Source organism: Acinetobacter sp. 2JN-4 (assembly GCF_003687745.1).
Classification (GTDB): domain Bacteria; phylum Pseudomonadota; class Gammaproteobacteria; order Pseudomonadales; family Moraxellaceae; genus Acinetobacter; species Acinetobacter halotolerans.
In genome coordinates this window covers 79,565-105,660 of record NZ_RDNY01000010.1, presented here as the reverse complement: position 1 = coordinate 105,660, position 26,096 = coordinate 79,565, and the positions used below count along the sequence as shown (strand labels likewise).

General features: G+C 40.7%; 25 protein-coding genes. 10 read left to right on the top strand and 15 right to left on the bottom strand.

Translation table 11 applies throughout. The annotated features are described in order from the left end of the window. Nucleotides 1–72 precede the first annotated feature (72 nt). Nucleotides 73–834: a nucleoside triphosphate pyrophosphohydrolase gene (gene mazG, locus EAH57_RS13685; RefSeq protein ID WP_121930541.1), complete on the bottom strand. Its 762-nt coding sequence runs from the start codon at nt 832–834 to the stop codon at nt 73–75. A gap of 98 nt (nt 835–932) precedes the next feature. Here mazG and EAH57_RS13680 point away from each other — a divergent pair, with 98 nt between their 5' ends. Further along, the gene (locus EAH57_RS13680) at nt 933–1,718 is read left to right on the top strand and encodes an SDR family oxidoreductase (protein WP_121930540.1); all 786 of its coding nucleotides are present in this window, start codon (nt 933–935) and stop codon (nt 1,716–1,718) included. 383 nt (nt 1,719–2,101) lie between these two features. Then, nucleotides 2,102–2,530, top strand: a complete 429-nt coding sequence (locus EAH57_RS13675; protein WP_121930539.1) for a hypothetical protein — start codon at nt 2,102–2,104, stop codon at nt 2,528–2,530. Between the two features lie 98 nt (nt 2,531–2,628). Here the strand turns inward: EAH57_RS13675 and EAH57_RS13670 are convergent, their stop codons facing one another. Genes EAH57_RS13670 through cysM form a run of 4 tightly spaced genes read right to left on the bottom strand, consistent with a single transcriptional unit; the run spans nt 2,629 to nt 8,172 of the window. After that, complete coding sequence (locus tag EAH57_RS13670; protein WP_121930538.1) at nt 2,629–4,935, bottom strand: RelA/SpoT family protein; 2,307 nt, start codon at nt 4,933–4,935, stop codon at nt 2,629–2,631. Nucleotides 4,936–4,981: 46 nt separating this feature from the next. Then, the gene (gene rlmD, locus EAH57_RS13665; protein WP_121930537.1) at nt 4,982–6,373 is read right to left on the bottom strand and encodes a 23S rRNA (uracil(1939)-C(5))-methyltransferase RlmD; all 1,392 of its coding nucleotides are present in this window, start codon (nt 6,371–6,373) and stop codon (nt 4,982–4,984) included. Between the two features lie 9 nt (nt 6,374–6,382). Beyond that, nucleotides 6,383–7,204 (bottom strand): 3'-5' exonuclease, encoded by an 822-nt coding sequence (locus EAH57_RS13660; RefSeq protein WP_121930536.1) that lies wholly within the window; start codon nt 7,202–7,204, stop codon nt 6,383–6,385. A gap of 17 nt (nt 7,205–7,221) precedes the next feature. Then, nucleotides 7,222–8,172: a cysteine synthase CysM gene (cysM, locus tag EAH57_RS13655; protein ID WP_121930535.1), complete on the bottom strand. Its 951-nt coding sequence runs from the start codon at nt 8,170–8,172 to the stop codon at nt 7,222–7,224. Nucleotides 8,173–8,319: 147 nt separating this feature from the next. Here cysM and EAH57_RS13650 point away from each other — a divergent pair, with 147 nt between their 5' ends. From EAH57_RS13650 to rsfS, 5 genes are all read left to right on the top strand, one after another. Beyond that, on the top strand, nt 8,320–11,130 hold the full coding sequence (locus tag EAH57_RS13650; protein ID WP_121930534.1) for an ATP-binding protein: 2,811 nt from the start codon (nt 8,320–8,322) through the stop codon (nt 11,128–11,130). Nucleotides 11,131–11,207: 77 nt separating this feature from the next. Continuing rightward, nucleotides 11,208–11,996, top strand: coding sequence for a crotonase/enoyl-CoA hydratase family protein (locus tag EAH57_RS13645; protein WP_121930533.1), 789 nt, complete (start codon nt 11,208–11,210; stop codon nt 11,994–11,996). Nucleotides 11,997–12,313: 317 nt separating this feature from the next. Next, nucleotides 12,314–13,180, top strand: coding sequence for an NAD(P)-dependent oxidoreductase (locus EAH57_RS13640; protein ID WP_121930532.1), 867 nt, complete (start codon nt 12,314–12,316; stop codon nt 13,178–13,180). Between the two features lie 22 nt (nt 13,181–13,202). Further along, nucleotides 13,203–13,997, top strand: a complete 795-nt coding sequence (locus EAH57_RS13635; RefSeq protein WP_121930531.1) for a hydroxypyruvate isomerase family protein — start codon at nt 13,203–13,205, stop codon at nt 13,995–13,997. Nucleotides 13,998–14,078: 81 nt separating this feature from the next. Continuing rightward, nucleotides 14,079–14,477, top strand: a complete 399-nt coding sequence (gene rsfS / locus EAH57_RS13630) for a ribosome silencing factor (RefSeq protein ID WP_004672480.1) — start codon at nt 14,079–14,081, stop codon at nt 14,475–14,477. A gap of 82 nt (nt 14,478–14,559) precedes the next feature. Here the strand turns inward: rsfS and EAH57_RS13625 are convergent, their stop codons facing one another. Next, nucleotides 14,560–14,943 (bottom strand): hypothetical protein, encoded by a 384-nt coding sequence (locus EAH57_RS13625; protein WP_121930530.1) that lies wholly within the window; start codon nt 14,941–14,943, stop codon nt 14,560–14,562. 273 nt (nt 14,944–15,216) lie between these two features. Between EAH57_RS13625 and EAH57_RS13620 the strand changes: the two genes are divergently transcribed. Beyond that, on the top strand, nt 15,217–16,038 hold the full coding sequence (locus tag EAH57_RS13620; protein ID WP_121930529.1) for an SDR family NAD(P)-dependent oxidoreductase: 822 nt from the start codon (nt 15,217–15,219) through the stop codon (nt 16,036–16,038). A gap of 62 nt (nt 16,039–16,100) precedes the next feature. Here EAH57_RS13620 and EAH57_RS13615 read toward each other — a convergent pair whose 3' ends face one another. The 4 genes from EAH57_RS13615 to soxR form a co-directional block, all read right to left on the bottom strand. Beyond that, complete coding sequence (locus EAH57_RS13615; RefSeq protein ID WP_121930528.1) at nt 16,101–17,567, bottom strand: NAD(P)(+) transhydrogenase (Re/Si-specific) subunit beta; 1,467 nt, start codon at nt 17,565–17,567, stop codon at nt 16,101–16,103. After that, nucleotides 17,567–17,893, bottom strand: coding sequence for a proton-translocating transhydrogenase family protein (locus EAH57_RS13610; protein ID WP_004672473.1), 327 nt, complete (start codon nt 17,891–17,893; stop codon nt 17,567–17,569). The genes EAH57_RS13615 and EAH57_RS13610 overlap by 1 nt, the downstream gene beginning before the upstream one ends. Nucleotides 17,894–17,904: 11 nt before the next feature. Next, complete coding sequence (locus EAH57_RS13605) at nt 17,905–19,032, bottom strand: Re/Si-specific NAD(P)(+) transhydrogenase subunit alpha (RefSeq protein ID WP_121930527.1); 1,128 nt, start codon at nt 19,030–19,032, stop codon at nt 17,905–17,907. Between the two features lie 700 nt (nt 19,033–19,732). Further along, entirely contained in the window at nt 19,733–20,218 is a 486-nt protein-coding gene (soxR, locus tag EAH57_RS13600) for a redox-sensitive transcriptional activator SoxR (protein WP_121930526.1), read from the bottom strand. Nucleotides 20,219–20,289: 71 nt separating this feature from the next. Here soxR and EAH57_RS13595 point away from each other — a divergent pair, with 71 nt between their 5' ends. Then, nucleotides 20,290–20,709: a RidA family protein gene (locus EAH57_RS13595; RefSeq protein WP_121930525.1), complete on the top strand. Its 420-nt coding sequence runs from the start codon at nt 20,290–20,292 to the stop codon at nt 20,707–20,709. A gap of 19 nt (nt 20,710–20,728) precedes the next feature. After that, a complete protein-coding gene (locus EAH57_RS13590; protein WP_121930524.1) occupies nt 20,729–21,916 on the top strand; it encodes an MFS transporter in 1,188 nt (395 codons plus the stop codon). A gap of 52 nt (nt 21,917–21,968) precedes the next feature. Here the strand turns inward: EAH57_RS13590 and thpD are convergent, their stop codons facing one another. The 5 genes from thpD to EAH57_RS13565 all read right to left on the bottom strand — a co-directional run bounded on the left by thpD (nt 21,969) and on the right by EAH57_RS13565 (nt 25,791). Further along, on the bottom strand, nt 21,969–22,874 hold the full coding sequence (thpD, locus tag EAH57_RS13585; protein ID WP_121930523.1) for an ectoine hydroxylase: 906 nt from the start codon (nt 22,872–22,874) through the stop codon (nt 21,969–21,971). A gap of 2 nt (nt 22,875–22,876) precedes the next feature. After that, nucleotides 22,877–23,290: an ectoine synthase gene (locus EAH57_RS13580; RefSeq protein ID WP_121930522.1), complete on the bottom strand. Its 414-nt coding sequence runs from the start codon at nt 23,288–23,290 to the stop codon at nt 22,877–22,879. Next, nucleotides 23,287–24,606, bottom strand: a complete 1,320-nt coding sequence (gene ectB / locus EAH57_RS13575) for a diaminobutyrate--2-oxoglutarate transaminase (RefSeq protein WP_121930521.1) — start codon at nt 24,604–24,606, stop codon at nt 23,287–23,289. Before ectB ends, EAH57_RS13580 begins: the two co-directional genes overlap by 4 nt. Before the next feature lie 47 nt (nt 24,607–24,653). After that, entirely contained in the window at nt 24,654–25,229 is a 576-nt protein-coding gene (gene ectA / locus EAH57_RS13570) for a diaminobutyrate acetyltransferase (protein WP_121930520.1), read from the bottom strand. A 127-nt stretch (nt 25,230–25,356) separates the two neighbouring features. Then, the gene (locus EAH57_RS13565) at nt 25,357–25,791 is read right to left on the bottom strand and encodes a MarR family winged helix-turn-helix transcriptional regulator (RefSeq protein WP_121930519.1); all 435 of its coding nucleotides are present in this window, start codon (nt 25,789–25,791) and stop codon (nt 25,357–25,359) included. Nucleotides 25,792–26,096 lie beyond the last annotated feature (305 nt).

Here is a 26,096-nt window from a genome sequence, read left to right as displayed (position 1 = left end):
AATGACTAAATTTCGTAAGTCATGCCTTGTATCGACTAAAAAATATCTTCCGTCGCAAGCATCTGTCAAATTTCAATAGACCCTATGTTTTGCTTGCTCCCATAGTTCGTCCATTTCTGTCAAACTCATTTCTTGCAAGTCTTTCTGTTGCCGTTGTGCCTGTTGTTCAATAAATGCAAAGCGATGTCTAAATTTATGAATCGTTGCCAACAGTGCTGTCTCACTCGACAGCCCAAGTTTACGTCCTACATTGATCAAAGAAAATAGACAGTCACCAAATTCTTCTTCTATTTCATCGGCTTTTTGGTTTTTTATCGCTTGCTGTAACTCTGCCAATTCCTCATCCAATTTTTCATAGGCATCTTCTACTGTTTCAAAGTCAAAACCGAGTTGTGCTGCTTTGTGCTGGATTTCATGAGCCTGCACCAGTGCAGGTGCATGTTTGATCTCGTCTAAACGCGACTGAGTTTTGCCCTGTTTCTCTTGCTGCTTAATTTGTTTCCATAACGCACTAACTTGTTCGGAACTTAAATTTTGAAATTTTTCAGCTTGAAATACATGCGGATGACGGCGAATGAGTTTCTCACTGATCGCACCCACAACATCTTGAAAATCAAATGCGCCTTGCTCACTAAACATTTGCGCTTGGAATACGACTTGGAGTAACAAGTCTCCTAGCTCATTACGGATTTCATCTAAATCCCCTGCTCGAATCGCAGCTTCAACCTCATAAGCCTCTTCAATGGCGTAACGCGTCAAACTGCTTGGTGTTTGTTGTTGATCCCATGGACATTTTCCTCGTAACTGTTGCATGATTTCTAATAACTTTTCCATGATGATCTCCCAAACCCAATACAGCCGAATTGTTGCAGCATAAAGCAGCTTATGCGTAATATACACCCACTCAAGAAATATCAATATAAAGGAAAGCCATGCAGTATAGCGTTTTTATCACTGGAGCAGCCCAAGGAATCGGTGCGGAAATCGCTCGACTTTTTCATCAAAAAGGCTTCAGAGTCGGAATCTATGATATCAATGAACAACAGGCTCAAGCTTTAGCTCAAGAACTTGGGGGAAATGCTAAAGCGGGATACCTAGATGTGAGCAATGATCACCAATGGCAAATCGCGCTACAAGAGTTTCAACACTGGGCAGGTGAACTGAATATTTTAATCAATAATGCTGGAATTTTATATTCTGGTGCATTTGAACAGACTTCAATTCAATCACACCAGCGTACGATGGATATTAATATCAAAGGGGTTTTAAACGGCTGTCATACTGCTTTTCCATATCTTAAAAATGCCAGTTTTGCTCGTGTGATTAATCTCTCTTCAGCGTCAGCAATTTATGGTCAAGCAGATTTAGCATCCTATTCTGCCAGCAAGTTTGCAGTGCGCGGTTTAACCGAAGCACTCGATGTAGAATGGCAAAAATATAATATTCGCGTGTTAGATGTTATGCCTTTATTTGTAAAAACCGATATGATTAAAAATATGGATGCAGCAAGTATTCAGAATATCGGCGTTGATTTAACTCCAACCGATGTAGCTAAACAGGTATTTAATTTAGCACTACAAAAAAACCATCTCCTCCTCCCAACACATACTCCGGTAGGAATGAAATCAAAACTCATGTATCAATTATCTAGTATTAGTCCACAATTTTTAAATCGGCTCAGCAATTTATTATTATCTAGGCAAAACAAATCATTTTAATCGCAACATTATCTTCAAATAAAATATAAGGTGGATGATTTTCAAAACTCCACCCATGTTTAGTTGAAATTTCACATAAAATCCAATTTTTAAATAAAATTCGATCAAAAAGAGAAAAAATGCACAATTTCAAGGAATATAAAATATATCAACCAACCACAAACAAACAATAAAATAAATTATAAAAATCAATAATATAAAATAAAAACTCTTTATTAAAAATACAATCAATATAACTATAATGAAGTTAAATAATAATGTAGACAGACAATTCTTTAAAAAAAGTATTAAAAAATCGTGACATTTAAAAATAAATTAAATAGAATCCACCCGCCAAACATATCTTGGTCATTTAACCGAAAACCTTTTAAAGTGTTTATAATATGAAAAAATTATTAGTTTTAACTGCTGCTGCAACCCTTTCTTTTTCTACTTTTGCAGCAACCGAGGGTAAACCTTTCTCTACAACTGAATTAAGAGCGATGGACTGCCCAACGCTTTCTGTTGAGCAAGCCAACGCAAAACGTGAACTCGCTGCCGCAGAAAAAAATATTGCCAACATTAATGCCAACGCTCAAGCACCGGGTAAAGCAATTAGCAAATGGGCTGGCGTTGCAGGTGGTGCATTAGCTGCATTTGGCGGTAACTCTGAGAAAACAGCGAAAGCAAGTCAAATTGCAAATAATATTGCAGGTGAAGACGATACTTCTGATGTGAACAATCTTTCTGTTCAAGAAGCAGTTAAAGTTAAAGCTCAAACCAATATTGATAATATTGCCACTTATCAAAAAAGCAAAAAATGCAAAATCTAATATAAATATTATGTTCAGATTTATATGAAAATTCATATTTATTGATCATAGATATAATAAAACCCGCCTAAGCGGGTTTTATTATGATTCAACAATATTTAACTGCCTTGAACCAAACGTCTTGCACTAATAATCCCCGGTTGTTGCTCTAAGCGAGCCAATAAACGAGAGAGTTGTGCTAAACCTTTAACTTCAATCAGCAACTTCATATTGGCAATACCATCGGATTCAGAAATGGTATTGACCTGACGAATATTGATTTGATCAGAAAAAATCACTTGGGTTAAATCTTTAAGCAAACCACGACGATCATAAGCCTCAACCACGATCTGCACACTCTGACCACGGGTTGGTTGCATTTCCCAATCCGCTTCTACTACACGTTCAGGTTCTAGTCCTGTCATCCGTATATAATCCGTACAAGCGACCTTATGAATGCTCACACCACGATTTAAAGTGATGTAGCCGCCAATCGACTCACCATGTACAGGCTGACAGCATTGCGCAATATGTAACTCCACATTATCCAAACCATCAATCAAGATCCCATGTGCAGATAAAGTATGGCTGGCACGCGGATTCAATGCTGGCTTCAACACCAACTCAGGCTCATCTTGATCCAAATGCATCTGACGATTCACTTGGTTAATCAGCGCATGCAGACTAATGTCCCCACTGACCAATGCCACTAAAATATCATCACCAGATTTTAGATTAAAATGAGATGAATAATCCTTTAAATCAATACTTTTCGGGTGAATAGCCAGCCGCGCGAGCTCCTTATTCAACAGCTCTCGACCCACTTCAATATTCTTACTACGATCTTGTTGCCTAAACCAGTGGCGTAGCTTGTCTCGTGCTCGTGAAGTTTTGATATAACCTAAGGAATTTACTAGCCAATCACGGTTTGGTTCCCGATCTTTTTTGGTTAAGATCTCAACCTGTTCACCTGTTTTTAAGGTATAGGTTAATGGCACATACCGCTGATTTACCCGTGCGGCATAGCATTTGTTCCCCACCTCGGTATGCACATGGTATGCAAAGTCGAGAACCGTTGAACCACGCGCTAACTCTTTAATATCACCATCACGACTAAACACATAAATCTTTTCAAAATTCTCAAAATCTTGAATCTGATCTATACCATTTGACTCATCATCTTCGCCATGTGGTGTAGTTTCAGTACGTTCCTGATAATGCTCAAGTACTGCACGCAAGGAATGTAAACGATCATTAAAGGAGTGATCGGTATTTTTTGCACCTTCTTTATAATTAAAGTGCGAGCAGACCCCGAGTTCAGCTTCTTCATGCATCTCAAAAGTACGAATTTGCACTTCTAGTGATTTATTCTCTGCAATGACTGCCGTATGCAAAGAGCGATAACCATTGGCTTTCGGATTGGTAACATAGTCATCAAACTGATTAGGAATATGTCGCCATAACTGATGCACGATCCCCAAGGCATGGTAACAATCGGGTACGCTTTTCAACAATACACGCACTGCGCGAATATCATAGAGCTGATCGAAGCTGAGATTCTTGCTTTTCATTTTTCGATAAATCGAATAAATGTGCTTCACTCGCCCTGTAATTTCAGCATCAATATCATATACAGCCAATTCAGTCTTAAGCTTGTCAATCACAAATTGAATATACTGCTCTCGCTCCAAACGTTTTTCATTTAGTAACGACGCAATTTCTTTATAACGTTCAGGCGCTAAATAACGAAAGGCAAGGTCTTCCAACTCCCATTTAAGTTGTGCAATCCCTAAACGATGTGCCAACGGAGAGTAAATGGTTAAGATTTCACGAGCGACACGTTCTTGACGCTCTTTACTTGCAGTTGCTAACTCACGCAATGCATAAGTACGTTCTGCCAATTTGATTAATACAACACGCACATCTTCTGTCACTGAGATGAGCATCTTGTATATGCCGTTTAAATGTTCACGCTGGTTATTATTAAAATGATCTTCTAGGCGCTTATTTTTTTCAATCAACTCAGACAGTTTACCCATCGCAAGTGTACCTTTGACGAGAGCCAATACTTGCTCGCCAAACTCACGCTGAATATCTTCTAGAGTGATCAATCCTTCACGTACACTGCGATATAATACTGCCGCTGACAACGTATCTTCATCTACATGTAAATGCGCTAGAATATCTGCCATACCAATCCCAGTGCTAAAGGTGTTGGTATGATGATTAACCGTAGTTTCTAACTCTTTTGCTAAGGTAAGCTCTGCAACTTTTTGTAGTTGTTTCAGCTCATCCCTATCCAAGATATCGCACACTCGATCTAGCCAAGAAACTAGACTACTTTGCGCTTCAGCGGCATGTTCTACAGTCGCTTCCTCAGACAATTCTTGGAATCGCCCAGGTAACTGTTCACGTACTGTGACCATACCATTCTCCTCTGGATATATAACTCATTTTCTAATCGTTTATCTCTTAGATTTTATCAAACTGATTTTTTTCAAATAAGGCAATAGATTCAACATGTTCAGTGTGGGTAAACATATCCATCACTGCGGCTTTCCTAAGCCGATAACCATATTGCGCCAATACACCCGCATCCCTTGCCAGTGTTGAAGGATTACATGAAACATAAACGATTCTTTTTGCTCCAAAGTTCGGTACATATTGCATTACCTCAAATGCACCCGATCTAGGTGGATCAATCAATAATGCATCAAATCCTTGTTTTGCCCAAGAATGATGCGAAAAGTCTTTTGTTAAATCTTGTGAAAAAAACACAGCATGAGCCAAATCGTTTGCTTTTGCATTCTCTGTGGCCCGTTGTACCATTTCATCACTTGCTTCCACACCGACCACTTGACCCGACTCACCAACACAACGTGCTAAAGGCAGAGAGAAGTTACCTAACCCACAGAATAGATCAAGTACCCTTTCCCCTTGTTGTAATTCTAGCAATTCACATGCCAATTGAACCATTTTAGCATTTATAGCGCCATTTACTTGTGTAAAATCCAGTGGCGAAAATGCAAAGTTGACATCAAAATCATCTAATTGGTAATGCAAACGCATCGGGGCTCGCGGATCATCCACGCGATGTACACTATCCGCACCTTTAGGTTGCAAATACAACTGCCATTGCTTGTCTAACGCAAATTGACGTAATTGGTTGACATCCGACACATTTAATTCATCTAAGTGACGAATTAGTAATGCGACCTCAGTATCTCCCATCGCCAACTCAATATGACCAATCTGTGCTTTACCCGCTAAGTTTTCAAGTAGCGCTCTTAGCTCAGGTAGTGTTTCCGATAAGCTTTGTTCCAAGACTTTACACTGTTGAATCGCAGTTAAATGATTACTATGATGCTCTCGAAAGCCCATCACTAAGCGGTCTTGTCTTGCGATATAGCGAACACCAATCCTAGCGCGACGTCGATAGTCCACTTTAACCGAACGAATTGGATCGAGCCACTGTTCAGGCTGTAAACCCGCAAAGTGCTGTAGATGAGACTGCAACACATTTTGCTTCAGTCGAATCTGCTCATCAGGATGGATATGTTGTAAGCTACAGCCACCACACACGCCATAATGCGGACAAATCGGCTCTATTCTCTGTTCAGCAGCCTCACTCTCAAGCGTCAGCATTTCAGCTTCTTCTAAACGAGTGGTCTGATGGGTAATTCTTGCCTGAACAGTCTCACCGACCAAAGCATTACGAATAAAAACTTTTTTACCCTGCTTTTCTTTCGGATGGTCTGCATGCGTTCCATAATGCGCAATCCCTCGCCCCTCATGCGAAAAAGCTTCGACTTGAAAGGTATAAATGGGATTTTGGGCTGGACGCTGTTTCGCTTTATGTTTCAAAAGATGAACCTAATTTTGGGGCGCAAAAGTGTGTGCGGTGAATACAGTATATTGCGATGTTCGCTGCCATACCTGTAAAAAATCTGATTGTTGCGTTTGCGTTTGTAAATATTCAACTGTTGACTGAATCATCTGTTGATGATCTTGTTGATTTAGCTGCCCTTTTAACAGCAACCAACGTAAATACACCAACCACGTATTTAAAACATCGCCTTCACAATAACTGGTCAGTTTTAACCACTGCTCAGTACGAACATACTCAGGCACATGATAGCCAGACTCGCCACGCTTTCCAGGAAAACCAAGAAGACACGCAATATCATCCAGTTTTTGGAAATTACGACCATTAAACATGGCCATGACATCCATCAAATCAACATGACGATGATGGTAACGGTTCTGGTAATTATTAAAGCGTTTTTGGTTATCAATTTCACCTTGATCAAATAAACTCGGTGCCGTAAGTCCGTGGTACATGGCACGGAATAAAATCACCGGCAAATCAAACTGTGAACCATTCCAACTGACCAAAGTTGGCTGTTTCTTATCAAAAATAGATAAAAACTTAGTTAACATTTCCGCTTCAGAGTTCTGTTCCCGACTAAATGAAAACAGTCTAAAACCTTTTTCATCAATCCATAAACCTGAGATACACACGATTTCATGTAAAGGCAAACGCTGAAAGTCCATACCAGACTCTTGACGGCGAATCTTGGTCAGTGCCTGCTCCACGTCGGCTTCAGGCATATCAAGGTGATACAGATGAGCACCAGCTTTTAAATCAGTCAGTGTTTCAATATCAAAAACTAAAATCGGAAAACGTAAGCTCATCATTCAATACAGTTCAGTTAGGCTTGGTCTTCATCTTGCACTGAAAACAATCCAGTCGACAAGTAACGATCACCTCGGTCGCAGATAATACAAACAATCACGGCGTCTGGATTTTCTTCTGCGATTTTGAGCGAAGCCCAAACAGCACCGCCCGAAGATGTACCTGCGCTAATTCCTTCCTTACGAGCAAGTTTACGCATGGTTCTTTCCGCTTCAATCTGCGGAATATCCATAATACGATCGACACGACTAGCATCGTAAATAGTGGGTAAATATTCTTGCGGCCAACGGCGAATACCCGCAATACTCGATCCATCTGAAGGTTGTAGACCAATAATTTGAATCTCTGGATTTTGTTCTTTTAAATATTTTGAGACACCCATAATCGTGCCCGTCGTACCCATTGAACTGACAAAATGCGTGATTTTTCCAGCAGTTCGCGTCCAAATTTCAGGGCCTGTGGTGAGATAGTGCGCTTCTACATTGTCAGGATTGCCAAACTGATTGAGTACAAAGCCTTGACCCTGTGCTTGCATTTGCAGTGCTAAGTCACGTGCGCCTTCCATGCCTTGTTGCTGTGTCACTTCAATTAACTCAGCCCCATACGCTGACATGGCATCTTTTCGTTCTTGACTCATGTTGTTCGGCATGATCAGCTTCATATTATAGCCACGCATGGCTGCGACCATCGCTAACGCAATCCCAGTATTTCCACTGGTTGCTTCAATTAAAGTATCACCTGGCTGGATTTGTCCGCGCTTTTCGGCTTGGATAATCATATTGTATGCAGGACGATCTTTGACTGATCCTGCAGGGTTATTGCCTTCTAATTTGGCTAATACCGTGGCCTGAGTATGACTTGCTAACCGCTGTAAACGCACTAAAGGAGTTTTACCAACATAACGATCTAGCAAATAGTCGTCGAGTAAAAATTCATTTGCTAAAAAATCAGTTTGCATGTTCGTCATGATCGACACCGATATCAATGTGGCGACTATTGTATGAAAAAAACAGAGAAACTGCACCTTTTCACGCTGCTTTTTATTGACCGCTAAACGCTCACGCGATGTAAAGCGTGCTAAGATATTTTGCAGAATGATAAATCTGCCCCAACTATGTCAAATTTCAATAAAGCCATCTCTAAACGTTTACGGCTCAATCATGCGTACGGACAACTGATTGCACTCATTTTCGTGCCGATCGCCATTTTGACAGCCGTGGGAATCATCTGGGTTTTATCAGAAACAACCAATGCCGCCAAACAACAACAAAATGCGGAAGCTTCCGCCATTTTGGCACGTTACCATCAGACCTCAACTGAGTTATTTCATCTGATACAAGAACATCCAGATCAATACGATCGTGCTCAAAACCTGATGCAGAAAATGTTTGATGAAAAAAACTTACAACGCGCAGTGTTGATTGACAATAAAGGACAAACTTACTTAACCGTTGGTTATCAGAATAATCGCTTCTGGCCAAACTTCCCCAAAAACAGTCATTTTTTTGGTCCTATTCCACATAATGATAATAATATTTATGGTGTAAGACTGGATAACAGCAACCCCAATTCAGTGTGGTTAATGATTGAGTTAAATAATCACTCACTCGAACTCGCTCGCTACAAGATTTTATTATCATTGGTTGCGACAGGACTGTTAACACTCTTAATTTTATTGTTTTGCTTAAATGTTTTTTCTCGTCGTTGGCTGGCACCGTTATACGAGATCCGTATGCAAATGCAACGCCTCAATGCCGATACACTGGATCAGCATATTGTGGTCAACAGTACAGGCGAACTGCGATTACTCCAACGAGACATTGCTAATGTGGTCAAACGCTTACACTTCAGTTTCTTAGAATTAAAAGAACATACCGAACAAACTGAAGAAGACTTACGCCGAACACTGGACACTTTAGAAGTTCAAAACATTACCTATCGTCAGGCACGTGACCAAGCTATTTCATCGAATCAATCGAAATCAGTCTTTCTCGCCAATATCAGCCACGAGTTAAGAACACCACTGAATAGTATTGATGGCTTTATTCACTTGTTGCTACGTCAGCAGAACTTAAGCAACGAACAGAATTTATACCTACAAACCATTCGCAAATCATCGGCACACCTTCTAGCGCTCATCAACGACGTTCTTGATTTTTCTAAAATTGACGCTGGAAAATTAGAGCTTGAAACTGCACCCTTTGACCTAGAAGAAGCCATCTTTGATGTGATGGATATGCTGTCTCCCTTGGCCGCACAAAAACATATTAATATGGCATTTTATTATGCGGATAATATCCCACAGCATGTAGTCGGTGATGCCTTACGCTTTAAGCAGATCCTAACCAACCTCATTTCTAATGCGATTAAATTCACACCTGATGGTGAAATCATCGTTCGTGTGCGTATGGAAGATGATGAGATTGGACAGTGTCTATTACATTTTAGCGTGCAGGACAGTGGGATTGGTTTAAGCGGCACAGATCGCAAGAGATTGTTTGAGTCCTTCTCGCAAGGCGATGCGTCGGTCACACGTCAATTTGGCGGTACAGGACTAGGCTTAGCCATCTCCAAACAACTGGTGCATTTGATGCGAGGACAAATCGGCTTTGAAGACAACCAAGAACGCGCACCGACTGAAAAAGGCTCAACATTCTGGTTTACCGCTTCATTTAAAGTAGAGGAACAAGATGCCATAATCGAACATCCTCGATTTGACCATTTACAAGTGGTGTCTTATCTTGCACACCCTGCGACAGCCAGTGTACTTCGTTTATATCTCGAAAATTATCATGTTGATCATATCGAAACGCAGTCGATTTTAGATTTATTTAGTCGACTCAATCACCTAAATCAGCAAGAAAATACTTGGCTGATCGTCGATCACAGTGGTGATACCGAAGCGTTACTCAAAGAAATTCGTCAACGCTATCATGGCAATCTCGCTGTTTACGGCTATCAGATGAGTCTCGATCCAACCATGTTGAATGAGTATCGTGCTCGACCAATTTACCAACCACTCAGCCGTCGTGAACTGATTCAACTGTTAGGCAATCAACCTATTTTTGAGCAAGAACCAGAAGATTTTAATGGTCAAGGCTTACACATTTTAGCTGTAGATGACCATTTACCAAACTTGATCGTACTTGAAGCACTATTAGGTGAGCTTAATGTCACCACTACCAAAGCATTGAGCGGGCAGAAAGCCATTGATATCATCCAAGAGCGTATAGAACAAAAATCGCCACCTTTCGATCTGGTCTTTATGGATATCCAAATGCCTGTGATGTCAGGCATTGATACCACTCGTGCGATTCGCTCATTAGAGTCAACTTTAGATTCAGGTATGCAACTGCCGATCATTGCACTGACTGCACATGCGCTGGCAGATGAAAAACAAAAACTCCTCAAAGTTGGTATGAATGACTATGTCACCAAGCCGATTCAAATGGAGCAAATCATTCAAATCTTGACGCAGTGGACCAAGAATAATTTTAGCTCTCAACCTGTAAATAGTGAAACCAAACGCCCTGTAGAATCAATTGATCCGCAAATTCTAAATTGGCAACAAAGCATTCAACTGGCTGCCAATAAAGAAGATTTAGCTCAAGACTTATTGCGTATGTTAGTCGATAGTTTTGATACCGAATTGACAGAAATGCAACAACTGATAGAGGTGGAAGATTTCCCACAACTTGAACACGTGTTGCACCGTCTATATGGTGCTACGCGCTATGTCGGTACACCAACCTTACAACGGGTGGCAGGTGAATTTGAACAATTTGTTTCGACACTGCGTAAAGAGCGTCGCAAAGCAGATGAAAGTTTTACTCGAGAAACCAATCATCGTTTTAATGAGCTCAACTTTGCAATTGAACAAGTTAGACAATCAGCAAATTTAATCCTTAATTTAAATGACGGTTAAGGTGACTGTTGTGTCATGTTTCATCTTAAAAACTCATGCTATGCTGCCGATCATCAAACACAATAAGAGTATGACAGATGGCCGTTTTACGCGTTGAAAAGAACAATGGAATTGCAACGGTTTACCTCAACCGTCCAGATAAACGCAATGCAATGAGTTTTGCGTTGTTAAAGGAACTTGTCGCAACTGCCAAAAAAATTGAAAAAGATCGTTCTATTCGCTGTGTCATTTTAACAGGAGAAGCACAAGTCTTCAGTGCTGGTATTGATCTTTCTGATCTAAATAATCCTAAAAATACTGTATTTGCGGCATGGGAACTGATCAAACCGGGACAAAGCCTCTTTCAAAAAGCGTTCTTAATTTGGCAAAACCTACCGATTCCAGTCATCGCGGCAATTGAAGGCTATTGTTTCGGCGCAGGTATGCAACTTGCACTCGCTGCCGACATTCGTATTGCCACACCTAATACACAAATGTCGATTATGGAAAGTCGTTGGGGGCTTGTGCCTGATATGGGCTTAACCCGTTCTTTAAAGGGTTTAATCGGCGTTGATTTAGCCAAAGAATTGACTCTGACAGCACGTATTTTTGATGCGCAATATGCCAAAGAAATCGGCTTGGTCACGCATTTGGACGCTGATCCGTTAACAAAGGCAAATCTCATTGCTCAAGAGATGCTACAACGTTCACCTGATGCATTGATGGCTGCCAAACGCGTATTAGATGCAATGCAACATCAACCAGAAAAAGCACTACGTTTAGAAAAGCTGTGGCAGCTTAAACTGATTTTAGGTAAAAACAGCGCACTTGCACGTAAGAAAGATAAGAACCCTGAAGTTGAGTTCTTACCGCGTCAGTACAAATAAGCTAAATTCAATATACAGTTTGCCCCATAACTCACTATCGTGGGGCAGCATGGATGCCGCCGTTGAGCTGCCTTGCGCTGCCTCAAAGCGTTGCTTTGAAATTGCTCAGGATGTGCAGTCAGCTCAACAGAGGGGGGTTTTGTTACTTTTGCCCAGTCAAAAGTAAGGCTAACGCCTACACAAAAATAATTTGATTTCGCACAATTTAAGCGACTATTTAAAGCTTAATATAGAGATAAGCTACAAATAGCGTCTCCAGATATCATATTTCAGTGAAAAATCTTAAATCAAAAATAATGAGGTTATTGAGTTTTTATATGCAAATCGATCAACAAACACCAATTGCTTTCTTAGGTATGGGTTTAATGGGTACACGCATGACTGCCCGACTCCTTCAAGCAGGCTACTCAGTTGCTGTTTGGAACCGCAGCCCACATGCTTGTGAGGCACTGATTCAACAAGGTGCAACCGTTTTAGAACTTGATCAGATTGCAGATTACCCCGTGATTTTGACCTGTTTGGCGGATGACAAAGCAGTTCAAAGTGTTTTTATGCAAATTCAGCCTTACCTACAACCACAACAAATTATCGTTGATTTCTCAAGTCTATCGGTAGCAGTAACCCAAGAATTAGCTCGATCTGCTCAACAACAACAAGTCACATGGATCGACTCCCCTGTTTCGGGTGGAACGATGGGCGCTGAACAGGGCACATTGGTCATCTTTGCGGGTGGAAGTGCCAAGACCATCGAACAACTGACTCCAATCTATCAAGTCCTATCGCAACGCGTAACCCGTATGGGCGATTCAGGAACAGGACAAGCAACAAAGATTTGCAATCAACTGATTGTTGCAGCCAATAGCACCTTGATTGCTGAAGCTGTTGCACTGGCCGACCAAGCTGGTGTGGATACGACTTTACTCGCTCCTGCACTTGCAGACGGTTTTGCTGATTCTAAACCCCTACAAATACTTGCTCCCCGTATGGCGACTCATACCTTTGAACCAGTGCAGTGGAAAGTCCAAACCCTTTCCAAAGATTTAAACAATGCGTTACAACTCGCACAAAGCTTTAACCTAGAGATACCTGTTGCACAAAAAGCCCTACTACAGTTACAAGCGCACCAACAAAATGGCTTTGCTGAGAATGATTTAGCTACTATCATTCAACATATAGAACAATAATTAACGCGTCATGGAGGTTAATATGAGCCATCTTGCAGTCAACTTATCGATGATTTTTACTGAAGTGCCTTTAATCGAACGTTTTGCTTTGGCACATGCACATGGTTTTCAGCATATAGAAATTCAATTTCCCTATGAATTAGAAATTTTTGATATCAAAACCCAACTTGACCAATACAACCTCTCTTTATGTCTTATTAATGCCCCTGCTGGAGACCTGATGCAAGGTGGTAATGGATTGGCAGGTGTTCCCGGATTAGAAACGACATTTTATCAAGCACTTGAACTTGCGATCAGCTATGCCAATGCATTGAATGTTCCTCGCATAAACATACTCGCAGGCAAACAACCCTTAGATGCCGATTTATTGCCTTGCTTAAACACACTGGCAAGCAATCTGAAGCTCGCATGTCATATGCTCACGGAGCATGATATTGAGCCTGTTTTTGAAATGATCAATGGCACAGATATGCCCCGTTTTTTAATACAGAATATTGCCCAAGCGCAAGAAATGCTTGAAGCAGTGAATCATCCTGCACTTAAAATGCAATATGATTGCTATCACATGGCAATGATGGGTGAAGATGTTTTAGCGGGTTTACAAGAGAATCTTCATCATATTGGGCATATACAATTTGCTGATTGTCCGAGCCGCCATGAGCCTGACACTGGAAATATTCCCTATAAACAAATCTTTGACTGGTTGTTACAAAGTGATTATCAAGGTTTAATTGCCGCCGAATACAGACCAGAAACACATTCAGATCAATCATTTGCATGGAAAAAGAAATATTTTTCCAATGATGTGAACACATAATCTGTTACGGCTAAAATTTGAATTTTTTTGTTAAAAACGGTATATTTGACAATGAGCAATTGTCAGGAAAATATACGCCCCATGAATTTAGAACCATCGCCCAGCGCTTCTAATTCTCACGACCTAAAAATCAAAACTTCAAGCACCGATGTACAGGCTTGTTTAAAAGTCGTACATGAAGCCCTTACTGATGTAAAAGCCAAAGATATTCTAGAACTAGATGTCAGTTCTATTAGCAATGTTGCTGATGCAATTGTAATTGCCAGCGGCACTTCAACCCGTCATGTTAAAGCCCTCGCGGACAATGTTGCTGATGAAGCACGTAAAGCAGGTTTTCGCCCAATCGGTGTCGAAGGTGAACGAGACGCTGAATGGATCTTAATTGATCTAGGTTTCGTCGTTGTACACGTCATGTTGCCTACTGCTCGTAAATTCTATGACCTTGAAAGTTTATGGCGCGCTCCTGAGTCTGTCGCGTAAATATTTTAAGTAAAAAAGCGATCTTCTATAGATCGCTTTTTTAATTTTTAAAGGTCAGATTTTCATTTTATATCTACACATTTTATTGCTCAATCGTGTCTTTTCTTCCCTCTCGAATAACTTCAAGCATTATCCCGGACATATTTTTCCTCATTTTTTCTACTTCCGCCCTTTTCAGCTCATCAATTAACTTTAGTTGCTCTTTACTTAGATCTTTATAGTTTTCACCCGCCAAGTTCTTTATATCAAACGTGTCCATCAATTGCTGCTCTTCTTGTCTACACTCATAAAAAGTATATTCAACAATAGCATTTTCATCCTTATTCATTTTTATCTGGGGCTCAACTTTTTGTATTAAACAATTTGCATATTTTTCACTGGCCTCTTCAAGAGGCTCTGCTAAGACAATAGAAGAAAAAGAAAAATAGATAAATGAGATCACGAAAAATATTGTTCTTTTGATCACCCGAACCTCTTAAAATAATTTAAATATGTCCGTAGAACACTATCACCCTTAGTATCTAATTAAAACAAAAAATTATCTAAGGTAGCCTTCTCAAATTTTCAACGACTAACTTCGCACCACCCAAGCGGAAATCAATCCTACATAAATTTATTCACATCAAAAGAAAATTGCCTCTTCTCGCTTTAAAACTGACATGCTAAATTGTCAAATTTAACGTATTATAAAAATGCTTAAACACTCAATCTATAAAAAGTCATAACTGGAGTAAACAAAGTGAAGATTCTGATTACTGGTGCAAATACGGGTATTGGTTTTTCCACCGCTGAACAATTAGTTAAGCAAGGACAGCATGTTATCTTAGCCTGTCGCAACCCGCAAAAAGCCCAAGCTGCACAAGACAAACTCCGTGCACTGGATCAAGGTCAAGTCGACTTAGTATCACTTGATTTAAATAGCCTCGAAAATACACGTAAAGCAGCAGACGAAATTGCCAATCGCTATGGCAGTCTGGATGTTCTAATTAACAACGCTGGACTATTTTCAAAGACCAAACAATTAACACAAAATGGTTTTGAGCAACAATTTGGTGTCAATTATCTTGGTCATTTTCTGCTGACGCACAAACTTATTCCAGTTTTACAGCAAGCACCCAAAGCTCGGATTATCCATCTCGCTTCAATTGCGCATTGGGCTGGATCAATCAAACCTAATAAATTTCGTGCCGAGGGTTTCTATAACCCATTGTTCTATTATGGTCAGTCTAAACTTGCCAACTTATTATTCAGTAATGCATTAGCCGAGCAGATGGCAGGTAGTACCATTAGCAACAACGCCCTACATCCAGGTGGTGTCGCTTCTGACATTTATCGCGATTTGCCGAAACCCATTTATGAAGTAATGAAAATTGGTTTAGTACCCACTTCTGTTCCAGCCAAACTCATTACTCAAATGGCGATAGGCGATGAATGGGAAAACTGCAATGGAGACTATGTCAGTGCACACATGCCAGATTGGCGTTCACCTCATGCTAAAAACCAGCAACTTGCCCGTGACCTGTATGCGCAATCGATGAGCCTTGTAGAAAAGTATCTTTAATCAAAAAACAGCAATAAAAAAGCCACCCGAAGGTGGCTTTTACAATCTTGATTTAGGTCAGATTAGTGACCACCACCATTGATTGCTTTAGTCATGTCTTCAACCACTTTCTTCGCATCACCAAAGACCATCATGGTTTTTTCATTGTAGAACAAGTCGTTATCTAGACCAGCATAACCTGTTGCCATAGAACGCTTGATCACCATAATCGTACGAGCTTTGTGTGCTTCAAGAATCGGCATACCGTAAATCGGTGATGTCGGATCATCTTTCGCCGCAGGGTTAACCACGTCATTTGCACCGATAACAAGAACAACATCAGTTGCAGGGAAGTCTGAGTTAATCTCATCCATCTCTAAGATGTCTTCATACGCAACATCAGCTTCAGCTAACAATACGTTCATGTGACCAGGCATACGACCAGCAACTGGGTGAATCGCAAAACGAACTTTTACACCTTGTTCTTTTAAGATTTCACACAATTCTTTAACTGCATTTTGTGCACGACCTTGCGCCATACCATAACCCGGTACGATCACAACGCTATCCGCATTTGACATCAAGAAGCCAGCATCATCAGCAGAACCAGAACGATAGTTACGTTGTACTTGCTCACCTTTGTCAACTGCAACTGCTGCGCCACCCATTGCACCACCAAATAATACATTGATGATAGAACGGTTCATCGCCTTACACATGATGTAAGAAAGAATCGCACCAGAAGAACCAACAAGTGAACCTGCAACGATCAACATATTGTTTTCAAGTGTGAAACCAATACCTGCTGCCGCCCAACCAGAGAATGAGTTCAGTAACGATACCACAACTGGCATATCACCACCGCCGACTGGTGCAATCCACATCCAACCAAATGCCAAAGCAAATGCAGTCATAATGTAAAATGCAGTCAAGCTATCTGTAGCGAAGTACACACCACCGAAAACTAACATTGTGATAAACAACAAAGCTTGTAGTGGTTTTACCCATGCACCTGAAATGGTTTTCGCCCATTTCTTTGCTGCAAGTTTGCCATAAGCAAATACAGATGCTGTAAAGGTAATCGCACCAATAAAACAACCCACAAACAATTCAAAACGATAGGTACTGCTAAAGCCAGTGAATGCTGTATAGCCTTCAGCCAACATCGCTTCATTCACAGAAGTCAATTGTGCTGCATCAAACTGGCTAAAATGAGCCGCTTTTAATACAGTCGCAATCGCAATCAATACTGCTGCTAAACCGACCAATGAGTGCATCAATGCAACCATTTCAGGCATTTGCGTCATTGGTACTGCGCGCGCTTTGGTAATCCCGATCGCTGCACCAGCAACCATTGCCAAACCGATCATCCAAACCACTGGACCTTCAGCCACAAAGAATGTCGTTGCAACCGCGATTGCCATCGCAATCATACCGTAACGGCTACCCGCAATCGCTGTCTTAGGACCTGACAAACCACGTAAAGTTAAGATAAAGAGGACAGCACCAATCAGGTAGAACCAATCCGCATAGTCTCGAATAAATTCCATCACACGCCCTCTTTTTTCTTTTGCTTAGGTTTGAACATTTCAAGCATGCGCGCCGTTACAGCGAAACCACCGAAAATGTTAATACTTGCAAGGAACACAGCGATTGCACCTAAAATGCTAATCGGGTTAATGGTCTCAAAATAAACCGAACCCTCAATCCCAATAAATGGCAAACCGACGGTTTGAATCATTGCACCAACAACAATAATTGAAGACAATGCGTTTGTTACAGCCATCAATGGCGTATGTAACGCTGGCGTTACACCCCAAACAACGTAATAACCTACGAAGATGGCAAGGACGAAAATTGTAATCGTTTCAACCATGAGAACTCTCCTTAACCACGCTTGAGCAGTACTTGACCGCCATGTGTCACGAGTAACGCTTTTTGGATTTCATCTTCTTGATTGATCGCAAAGGCTTTGTCTTTGTCAAACAATGTCTCAAGGAAGTTAAATACGTTACGTGCATACAATGCAGATGCTTCAGTTGCAACTGTGCCCGGAATATTTGGGATGCCCAAAATTTTCACGCCATTGTCAGTTGTTACTGTTTCGCCTTCTTTAGAACCTTCAACGTTACCACCCGTTTCAACTGCCATATCTAAAATGACAGAACCCGGTTTCATTTTGGCAACGGTTTCAGCTTTAATTAAACGCGGCGCATTACGACCAGGAAGCAAAGCAGTTGTGATCACGATATCTGCATTTGATACCGCTTTATCCACAATCGCAGCTTGATCTTGAATGTATTGCTCACCCGGCATCCAACCATAACCATTCTTGGCAGCGTCGGCAGCTTTTTGCTTTTCTTCATCAGACATCGGTACGTCTAACCATTTACCACCTAAAGACTCAACTTGCTCTTTAGCGGTTGGACGTAAATCAGTCGCTTCAACGATTGCACCCAAACGTTTTGCAGTCGCAATCGCTTGAAGACCAGCAACACCAACACCCATGATCACAACACGCGCAGGTTTTACAGTACCCGCAGCCGTCATTAACATCGGGAACATACGTTGATATTCAGCCGCAGCCAACAATACAGATTTATAACCTGCCAAGTTTGCTTGAGAAGAAAGTACATCCATGTTTTGTGCACGTGAAAGTGTACGTGGAAGTAACTCTAAAGCAAAAGCAGACACTTGCTGAGCAGCAAATTGATCTAATTCTGAATTTCGGTAAGGGTCAAACATTGCAATAACAGCCGTATTCGCCGCAAGTTTTTGAATTTCGTTACCACTTGGGGCACGTACTTTCAAAATAATTTGGCTACCTGTATATGCATCATCCGTAATGGCTGCGCCAACTTGTTCATAAGCACTGTCAATATACGCAGCTTTAACACCAGCGCCACGTTCAATAACAACGCTATGACCTGCGTTAATCAACTTCTTCACTGTCTCTGGTGTTGCAGCAACACGACTTTCACCGACGACAGTTTCGGTTGGGATTCCGATCTGCATGAGCGTTCCTCAAGCTAGTTTTTCTTAAGTAAACATCGCGAATCGCAATGTTTCCCCCAGGAGTATTCTTTGTAGAGACTTAGGATTTTAATGGAACTTTTTTAAAATTCCACCCAATATTTATTTAATAAATACCTATATTTTGAACTGATGATTCATATTAATGTTTAAAACTTGTATGATCAGTATGTTTGATTTTTATAATGCAAACCTACTTTTCTATACTGTTAAAGATGAAATGACACTCTCATCCACATAAATACGCTCCTTTCTACCCTTTGTATCGTATGAGTGATTGAATAGCAAAGCGATATTTATTCAAATAAATCTACATCACAGTTTTCACCATTGATAAACCTCGTTCAAATGCGTTACATATCAACGGCACTCAAGTTAGGCTTCTATAGATTGACTGCTTGAATCGGCATCATAAGCATGCGATGAGTTTGGTGGATTGGCTTATTTGAACTTTTATTGTTTTTTTCGGCTACTTTTATCAATTGACTTGCTCACATGAATTCACCGTGATTGACTGAATCGAAATTTCAACCCACCTAGAACAGAAATGCTGTTTAAATAATAAACATTATTAAAAAAGAAATGTAAAAACCCAGCTTGGCATTTTCTCAAGTGATATTTGTTTAATTTTTAGCAGTAAAATTTAGCATATTGCACAATATTGGTGCAATTATTAAGCAAACTAATCTATCCCATCATTTTTTTGGCTGAGTAAAAATAAAATTTCCTGAAAATGAGCACCCATTGCCTCTTTTGCTAAACAATCGTCAGGGTTTCTTAAAGGACATTGCTCCAAAGATAGGCAACCACAACCGATACATTGATCGAGTTGTTGCCGTAATTGCAATAACATCATGATTTGCTGATCAAGTTGCTGTTGCCATTGTTGAGACATGGTCTGCCAGTCTCGTTTAGTTGCCACTTGTTGTTTAGGTAAAGAAGCAAAGGTCTCTTTAATCTGCTGCAAACGAATTCCCACCTGTTGTGCCGCCTTAACAATCGCAATTCTTCTCAGCATGGCACGTTGATAACGGCGTTGGTTACCCGCAGTTCGAACACCCCATATCAGTTCTTTTTCTTCATAAAAGCGGATGGTTGCAACACTAACACCACTTCGTTTTGCAAGCTCACCAATCGTGAGCCAAGCCTGTAATTGTTCTTGTTCCAAAATATGCTTGACCTCTAGTTAACTTGAGCTTTGATACTAACATAACTCAGTTTTCCGAACGGTGTTTTCCAATGAATAAAGCAAATACGCAAGCATTTAAAATAATCAATCCAGATGAGTTGTATGACCCACGTGCCAATGGATATAGCCATGTCAGTATCGTACAGCCCAATATGCGTACCATTCATATTGCAGGTCAAGGCGGTGAAAATAAAAATGGTGAACTGTCACAAGATTTTGACCAACAGGTACAACAAGTCTTTTATAATATCCAACATGCTTTAACTTCAGCTCAAGCGCAACTTCAAGATATTGCGGTATTACGTATTTTGGTTGTGGATCACGATGCTGAGAAACTTCAAAAATTGACTCATATCATGCAGCATTTGTGGAAAAATCATGTTTTTCCAGTATGCACACTTATCCCTGTGCCATGTTTAGCATTAAAAGACATGCAAATCGAAATTGAAGCAACTGCATATACCGCTTAGACCCGTTATAGAGAGAATTATGTCTGCTCCCCAAGATATTAGTCAAAATAAAGCCCTACTCTGGTTCATGGCTGTGGCATGTGGTTTGTGTGCAGGTGCAAACTATTATAGTCAACCGTTGATCCATTCGATTCAGCAATATTTTGCAGTGACAGAGGGTCAAGCGGCCCTCACTGTCACTTTTGCACAAGTTTCTTATGCCTTGGGCTTACTCTTTATTGTACCAATGGGCGATGTGGTCAATAAAACTAAGTTCATTCCCCTGCTCATGTGTTTTTGTGCGGTCGGCTTATTTATTAGTGCTTTCTCGGTGAATTTGCCAATGTTATGGCTTGGAACAATCTTAGCCGGTTTATTCTCAGTTGCTGCACAAATCCTGATTCCATTGGCAACCATGACCGTACAACCTGAAAAAACAGGCGAAGTGGTTGGCTTCCTAATGAGTGGGTTGTTAGTTGGGATTCTACTATCGACCAGTTTGGCGGGGTTATTTTCCAATTTATTTCACTGGAAGATGATTTATGCAGTCAGTGGTGTATTAATGCTGATTTTGGCTTATGCGCTGAAAAGTCGCTTGCCGTATGTGATGCGGATGAAAATGAATTATGGTCAAGTATTTGCATCCATGTCACTACTACTAAAACAAGAAAAACGACTCTTATTGCGTGCGCTTTCGGGTGGATTTGCTTTTGCAGCCGTCAGTATCTTGTTTTCTACCATCGCCTTACTTTTGGCTTCTGCACATCACCTGTCTGATCTACTGATCGGCATGGTTGGATTGGTCGGTATCTTTGGTGCATTATCGACACAATATATCGGTAAATATGCAGATCGAGGTTATACCCAGCAATTGACATGGATAGGCTGTGGTTTATTTATTGTGAGTTGGATCTGCTTCTATTATGGTCAGACTTATTTATTCAGTTATATTCTTGGCTTCGCGCTGATCCAATTGGCTCTAGCACTCGTTCACACCAGTAATCAAAGCATTATTTTCCGTTTACGCCCTGATGCCAAGTCACGTATCAATGCAATCTATATGACCACCTATTTTATTGGCGGCGCTTGTGGGTCTGCATTGGGAATTTTCTCATGGAATCATGGAGGTTGGAGCATGACCTGTTTGGTTGGCCTCAGTTTGGTTTTCGCTTGTATGTTCTTTAGTTTCTTGGATAAGCTGGTTTCATCCAAAACTATTTCACCCTAAACGAAAAATGCCAAGAAGAATCATCTTCTTGGCATCTATATAAGGATAGCGTTTAAAGTCTTAAGTTATTCGGTTCGATCGCAACAATATCCTCTCGCGCCGCAATAAATTCAGGTCGGGGTTTAAGCCCACCTAATGGCTGCTGTAATTGATTGTCGATACTATTATAGACAAAGAAAATATTACTGCGTGGGAATGGAGTAATGTTACTGTTTGAACCATGCATTAAATTGCAATCAAAGAACACAACACTACCCGCCAACCCTGTACACGAATGTATTCCGCCCATATCGGCCAAATAGCGCAATAGGCTACCATCGGGTACACCATACTCTTGCTTTTTGAGCGACTTTTTATAGTGCTCATCAGGGGTCTCACCCTGACAAGAAATATAGTGTTGATGTGAACCAGGGATCACCAAAAGTGGCCCGTTGTGATCATCATTATCCGTTAGTAAAATCGAGCAACTTAAAGCACGCATTCTCGGCATGCCATCTTCACTATGCCAAGTCTCAAAGTCGGAGTGCCAAAAAAACTCTTTGCCATGCAAACCCGGTTTATAGTTAATACGCGACTGATGTATATAAACATCACTTCCCAGTAATGATCGAGCAATGTTTAATACCCGTTCATCAGAGACTAGATTTTTAAATACATCATTTAAACGGTGTACATTAAAAATCGAACGCACTTCTTGGCTTTCACGCTCAATAATCGCTTCAGGGCGTTGTTGAACGGCGAAATCTTGGCGCATTTGATGCAACTCATTCAGTAGATGTTGTACTTCATCTTGACTAAATAATTGATCAACTTGCAAAAAGCCATTTTTTGCATAATCCTGTTTTTGCTGTTCGGTTGCACCTTGAACGACATTTTGCTGATAAACCACTGGATCTGCACGCGAAATGATTGCGGCAGCATCACTTCTTCGAGTCAGGTAAGGGTTACTCATTTGCACGATTACACCTCCTCCTCAGTCTGTTTCATCATCTGTTCTGGTGTTGCATACACGCCATCTTTGTCATGCACTTCATTGCCCACTAAAGCAGGATTAAAAGTACAGACCAGAACCAAATCAGTGGTTGCACGTAGATAATGATTGTCATGCTGATTTAAGGCATAGAGTGTTCCCGGCGTGATTTTATACACCTCTCCAGACGGAATAAGTTCAATCTCTCCCTCACCTTTTACACAATACACCGCTTCTAAATGGTTCTTATACCAAATATGCGTCTCTGTACCTGCAAAGATGGTGGTTTCATGCATCGAAAAGCCCATACCATCTTCACGTAATAATAAACGACGACTTGCCCAAGTGTCTGTTTGCACATCACGATCAGTATTTAGAATATCTTGTAATTGACGTACGATCATGAAACAACTCCGTGTACTTTAACTGTCGATTTTATTTTCGCTTGAGATAAATTAGCTTGTGTGTAGACCTGAACCACATGTTCAATCGCCTGCTCTAACAGCTCAATCCCTTGTTCTAAGATTTCAGGCTCAATCGTCAATGGCGGTAGTAATTTCACCACTTCACCACGACTACCAGAAGTCTCAATCACCAAACCAAGTTGGAAGGCTTGAGTTGTCACTTCATCGGCCCAGTCTGGGTTTTTAAATGCGATACCTTGCATCAAGCCACGACCACGATGGGTTAACTCTGCCGCAGGAAATTTCTTCACAATCTCTTGTAGTCGACGACTCACCAATTCTGACTTCTGCGCCAATTCCGTTTGGAAGCTTTGATCCGCCCAAAAGTGTTGAATTGCTTTAGTCGCCGTAACAAAAGCTAAATTATTGCCACGGAATGTGCCATTGTGTTGACCCGGACGCCAAATATCTAATTCTGGTTTAAACAAAACCAAAGACATGGGTAAACCAAAGCCCGACAAAGATTTAGACAAGGTCACGATATCGGGGGTAATCTCCGCTGTTTCAAAGCTAAAGAAATGACCTGAACGACCACAGCCAGCCTGAATATCATCGACAATCAATAGAATCTTGTGCTGTTTACACAAGGCCGAAAGTCGCTTCAGCCAATCAATACTAGCCGAATTTAAACCGCCTTCGCCTTGCACACACTCAACAATAATTGCGGCTGGCAGATCAATACCACTACTACGATCTGTCAAAAGCTTATTCAGCATCGCAATGGTATCGACATCTTGACCAAAATAGCCCGCGTATGCTGCATGATGGACATTGCCCAAAGCCACACCCGCAGCTTCACGAAACTTTTGATTTCCTGTTAATGAAAGTGCGCCTAAGCTCACCCCATGAAAACCGTTGGTAAATGCAATAATATTATGGCGCTTGGTAACATTACGAGCCAACTTAATTGCTGCTTCGACGGCATTGGTTCCTGTTGGACCCGTAAACTGCAATTTATAATTTAAAGTACGTGGCTTTAAAATATATTGCTCAAAAGACTCTATAAAAGCCTTTTTCGCAGAAGTTGCCATATCCAAGCCATGCACAATGCCATCTTGCATCAGATAATCAATTGCAGCCTGTTTCAGCACGGGATGATTGTGCCCATAATTCAATGTGCCCGCACCCGCGAGAAAATCAATATAAGATCTATCGTTCTCATCCACCAAAACTGCATTTTTTGCAGTTTTGAATATGGTTGGAAAAGAATGAATATAACCTCGAACTTCAGACTCCAATCGACTGAAAATATTCATGAATAACTCCAAGTTAATTTAAAAGGAATAAATGTCTTAAATACTACTCAGTCCCAATCCCAACGACCGATGGTGTATAAGTCTTCTGGCTCATGCTGAGTGTCGAATTCTTCGGGTTGTAGAGGCTGCAAAGCTTGCTTTGATAAAAACGGGCTGACTTTACAATCAACATCAAAACGTTGGGCGAAGCTGCTGAAAAGATTTTGAGAGGCTTTATTACTTGGAGAAATTGTTGTTTTGAGGAGTTTTAATTGGCGACTTTCTAAGCATTGTTCTTTTACGTTATCAAGGAGCAAGGAACCGATCCCATTTCCTTGCTCACTGGGCGAGACTGCGATTTGCCAAAGGAAGTACGTATCTGGATCTTCTGGACAAATATAGCCCGTCACCACACCCGAGATTTCACCTTTGTGGTTATAAGCCACAAAACAGGTATCGGTATGATGTTCAGCAAGTAATGCATATGCATAGAGTGAGTTGAGGTCCAAAGATGGACAGGACTGAATCAAAGCGTGTACTTCACGTACATCTTTTGGTTTGAAATTACGAACGCTGCATTGATTCAGCTGATGAATAATTGATTGTTTAGTCAAGCGAATTGACTGTCTTGATAAAGCTTCCACGCTATCTCCTTTTGTATTTCCATACTCGGCATACTCAAGTTATAAGTGTGGTATCAGGATAGTATCTACGCATGTCATTGAATAACAATCACATCGACAATCTGTATTTCCCTATTTTCAACTGGATTTAATTTGGAACTTTTGCCTCAAGTAACTGGGCAAACCGCTCTAATGAAACAATCAGATGTTGTCTCTCATCATTGGTCAAAGCTTGTAAAGCCAGTGAAAAACCTTCAGGTAACGCAGACGGTGATTGATCTAATAATTGTTCGCCTTTAGGTGTTAGGCTGACATGTACATGTCGGCGGTCCTGTGTATCCCTCACACGTAAGACCAAACCTTTTTCCTCGAGACGATCAATAATTCCAACAACGGTACTCGGACTTACAAAAATTGCTTTGCCAATGACAGACATACTGCATGGGCCTATTTTTGCAACAGTCATCAGCGCAACGAGTTGCGGTGTCGTGATTTGGTGAAGTTGAGACAATCGTTTGGAATAAAGCTCCACACACTGCTCAATCCGCCGAACACTTTGTAAAACACGAACAGCATCATCCATCTCAATCACGCACAAAAAAAGCTAAACACACTATTGTAGTACGTTGTACATGATGTTGTCTGTATTTTAATAAAACATCACCGCGCTATTTATTTACGCTACACCTTGACTCCAAGTACTTTTATTTCCCGATACCTTGAGTAGAAATCATTATAGGTAGTGAATATTTTTTCTTCAAATCGATTCATATCAAATAGTTTGAATAAGAATGATTTTATCGTGAATCATTTTTTTTAATCCATATAATTCAAAGTATTATAAATTATGTAATTTTGTGTAATCCCACACACCCCAAGGAAAACTGC

Excerpts from the sequence above, each read along its gene's own strand:
- mazG (WP_121930541.1), bottom strand. The coding sequence starts at position 834 with ATGGAAAAGTTATTAGAAATCATGCAACAGTTACGAGGAAAATGTCCA.
- EAH57_RS13635 (WP_121930531.1), top strand. The coding sequence starts at position 13,203 with ATGAGCCATCTTGCAGTCAACTTATCGATGATTTTTACTGAAGTGCCT.
- EAH57_RS13645 (WP_121930533.1), top strand. The coding sequence starts at position 11,208 with ATGGCCGTTTTACGCGTTGAAAAGAACAATGGAATTGCAACGGTTTAC.
- EAH57_RS13615 (WP_121930528.1), bottom strand. The coding sequence starts at position 17,567 with ATGGAATTTATTCGAGACTATGCGGATTGGTTCTACCTGATTGGTGCT.
- EAH57_RS13605 (WP_121930527.1), bottom strand. The coding sequence starts at position 19,032 with ATGCAGATCGGAATCCCAACCGAAACTGTCGTCGGTGAAAGTCGTGTT.
- EAH57_RS13580 (WP_121930522.1), bottom strand. The coding sequence starts at position 23,290 with ATGATCGTACGTCAATTACAAGATATTCTAAATACTGATCGTGATGTG.
- ectB (WP_121930521.1), bottom strand. The coding sequence starts at position 24,606 with ATGAATATTTTCAGTCGATTGGAGTCTGAAGTTCGAGGTTATATTCAT.
- EAH57_RS13590 (WP_121930524.1), top strand. The coding sequence starts at position 20,729 with ATGTCTGCTCCCCAAGATATTAGTCAAAATAAAGCCCTACTCTGGTTC.
- EAH57_RS13660 (WP_121930536.1), bottom strand. The coding sequence starts at position 7,204 with ATGAGCTTACGTTTTCCGATTTTAGTTTTTGATATTGAAACACTGACT.
- EAH57_RS13595 (WP_121930525.1), top strand. The coding sequence starts at position 20,290 with ATGAATAAAGCAAATACGCAAGCATTTAAAATAATCAATCCAGATGAG.
- cysM (WP_121930535.1), bottom strand. The coding sequence starts at position 8,172 with ATGACGAACATGCAAACTGATTTTTTAGCAAATGAATTTTTACTCGAC.
- EAH57_RS13680 (WP_121930540.1), top strand. The coding sequence starts at position 933 with ATGCAGTATAGCGTTTTTATCACTGGAGCAGCCCAAGGAATCGGTGCG.
- EAH57_RS13640 (WP_121930532.1), top strand. The coding sequence starts at position 12,314 with ATGCAAATCGATCAACAAACACCAATTGCTTTCTTAGGTATGGGTTTA.
- EAH57_RS13650 (WP_121930534.1), top strand. The coding sequence starts at position 8,320 with ATGTCAAATTTCAATAAAGCCATCTCTAAACGTTTACGGCTCAATCAT.
- EAH57_RS13610 (WP_004672473.1), bottom strand. The coding sequence starts at position 17,893 with ATGGTTGAAACGATTACAATTTTCGTCCTTGCCATCTTCGTAGGTTAT.
- EAH57_RS13670 (WP_121930538.1), bottom strand. The coding sequence starts at position 4,935 with ATGGTCACAGTACGTGAACAGTTACCTGGGCGATTCCAAGAATTGTCT.
- EAH57_RS13675 (WP_121930539.1), top strand. The coding sequence starts at position 2,102 with ATGAAAAAATTATTAGTTTTAACTGCTGCTGCAACCCTTTCTTTTTCT.
- EAH57_RS13565 (WP_121930519.1), bottom strand. The coding sequence starts at position 25,791 with ATGGATGATGCTGTTCGTGTTTTACAAAGTGTTCGGCGGATTGAGCAG.
- rsfS (WP_004672480.1), top strand. The coding sequence starts at position 14,079 with ATGAATTTAGAACCATCGCCCAGCGCTTCTAATTCTCACGACCTAAAA.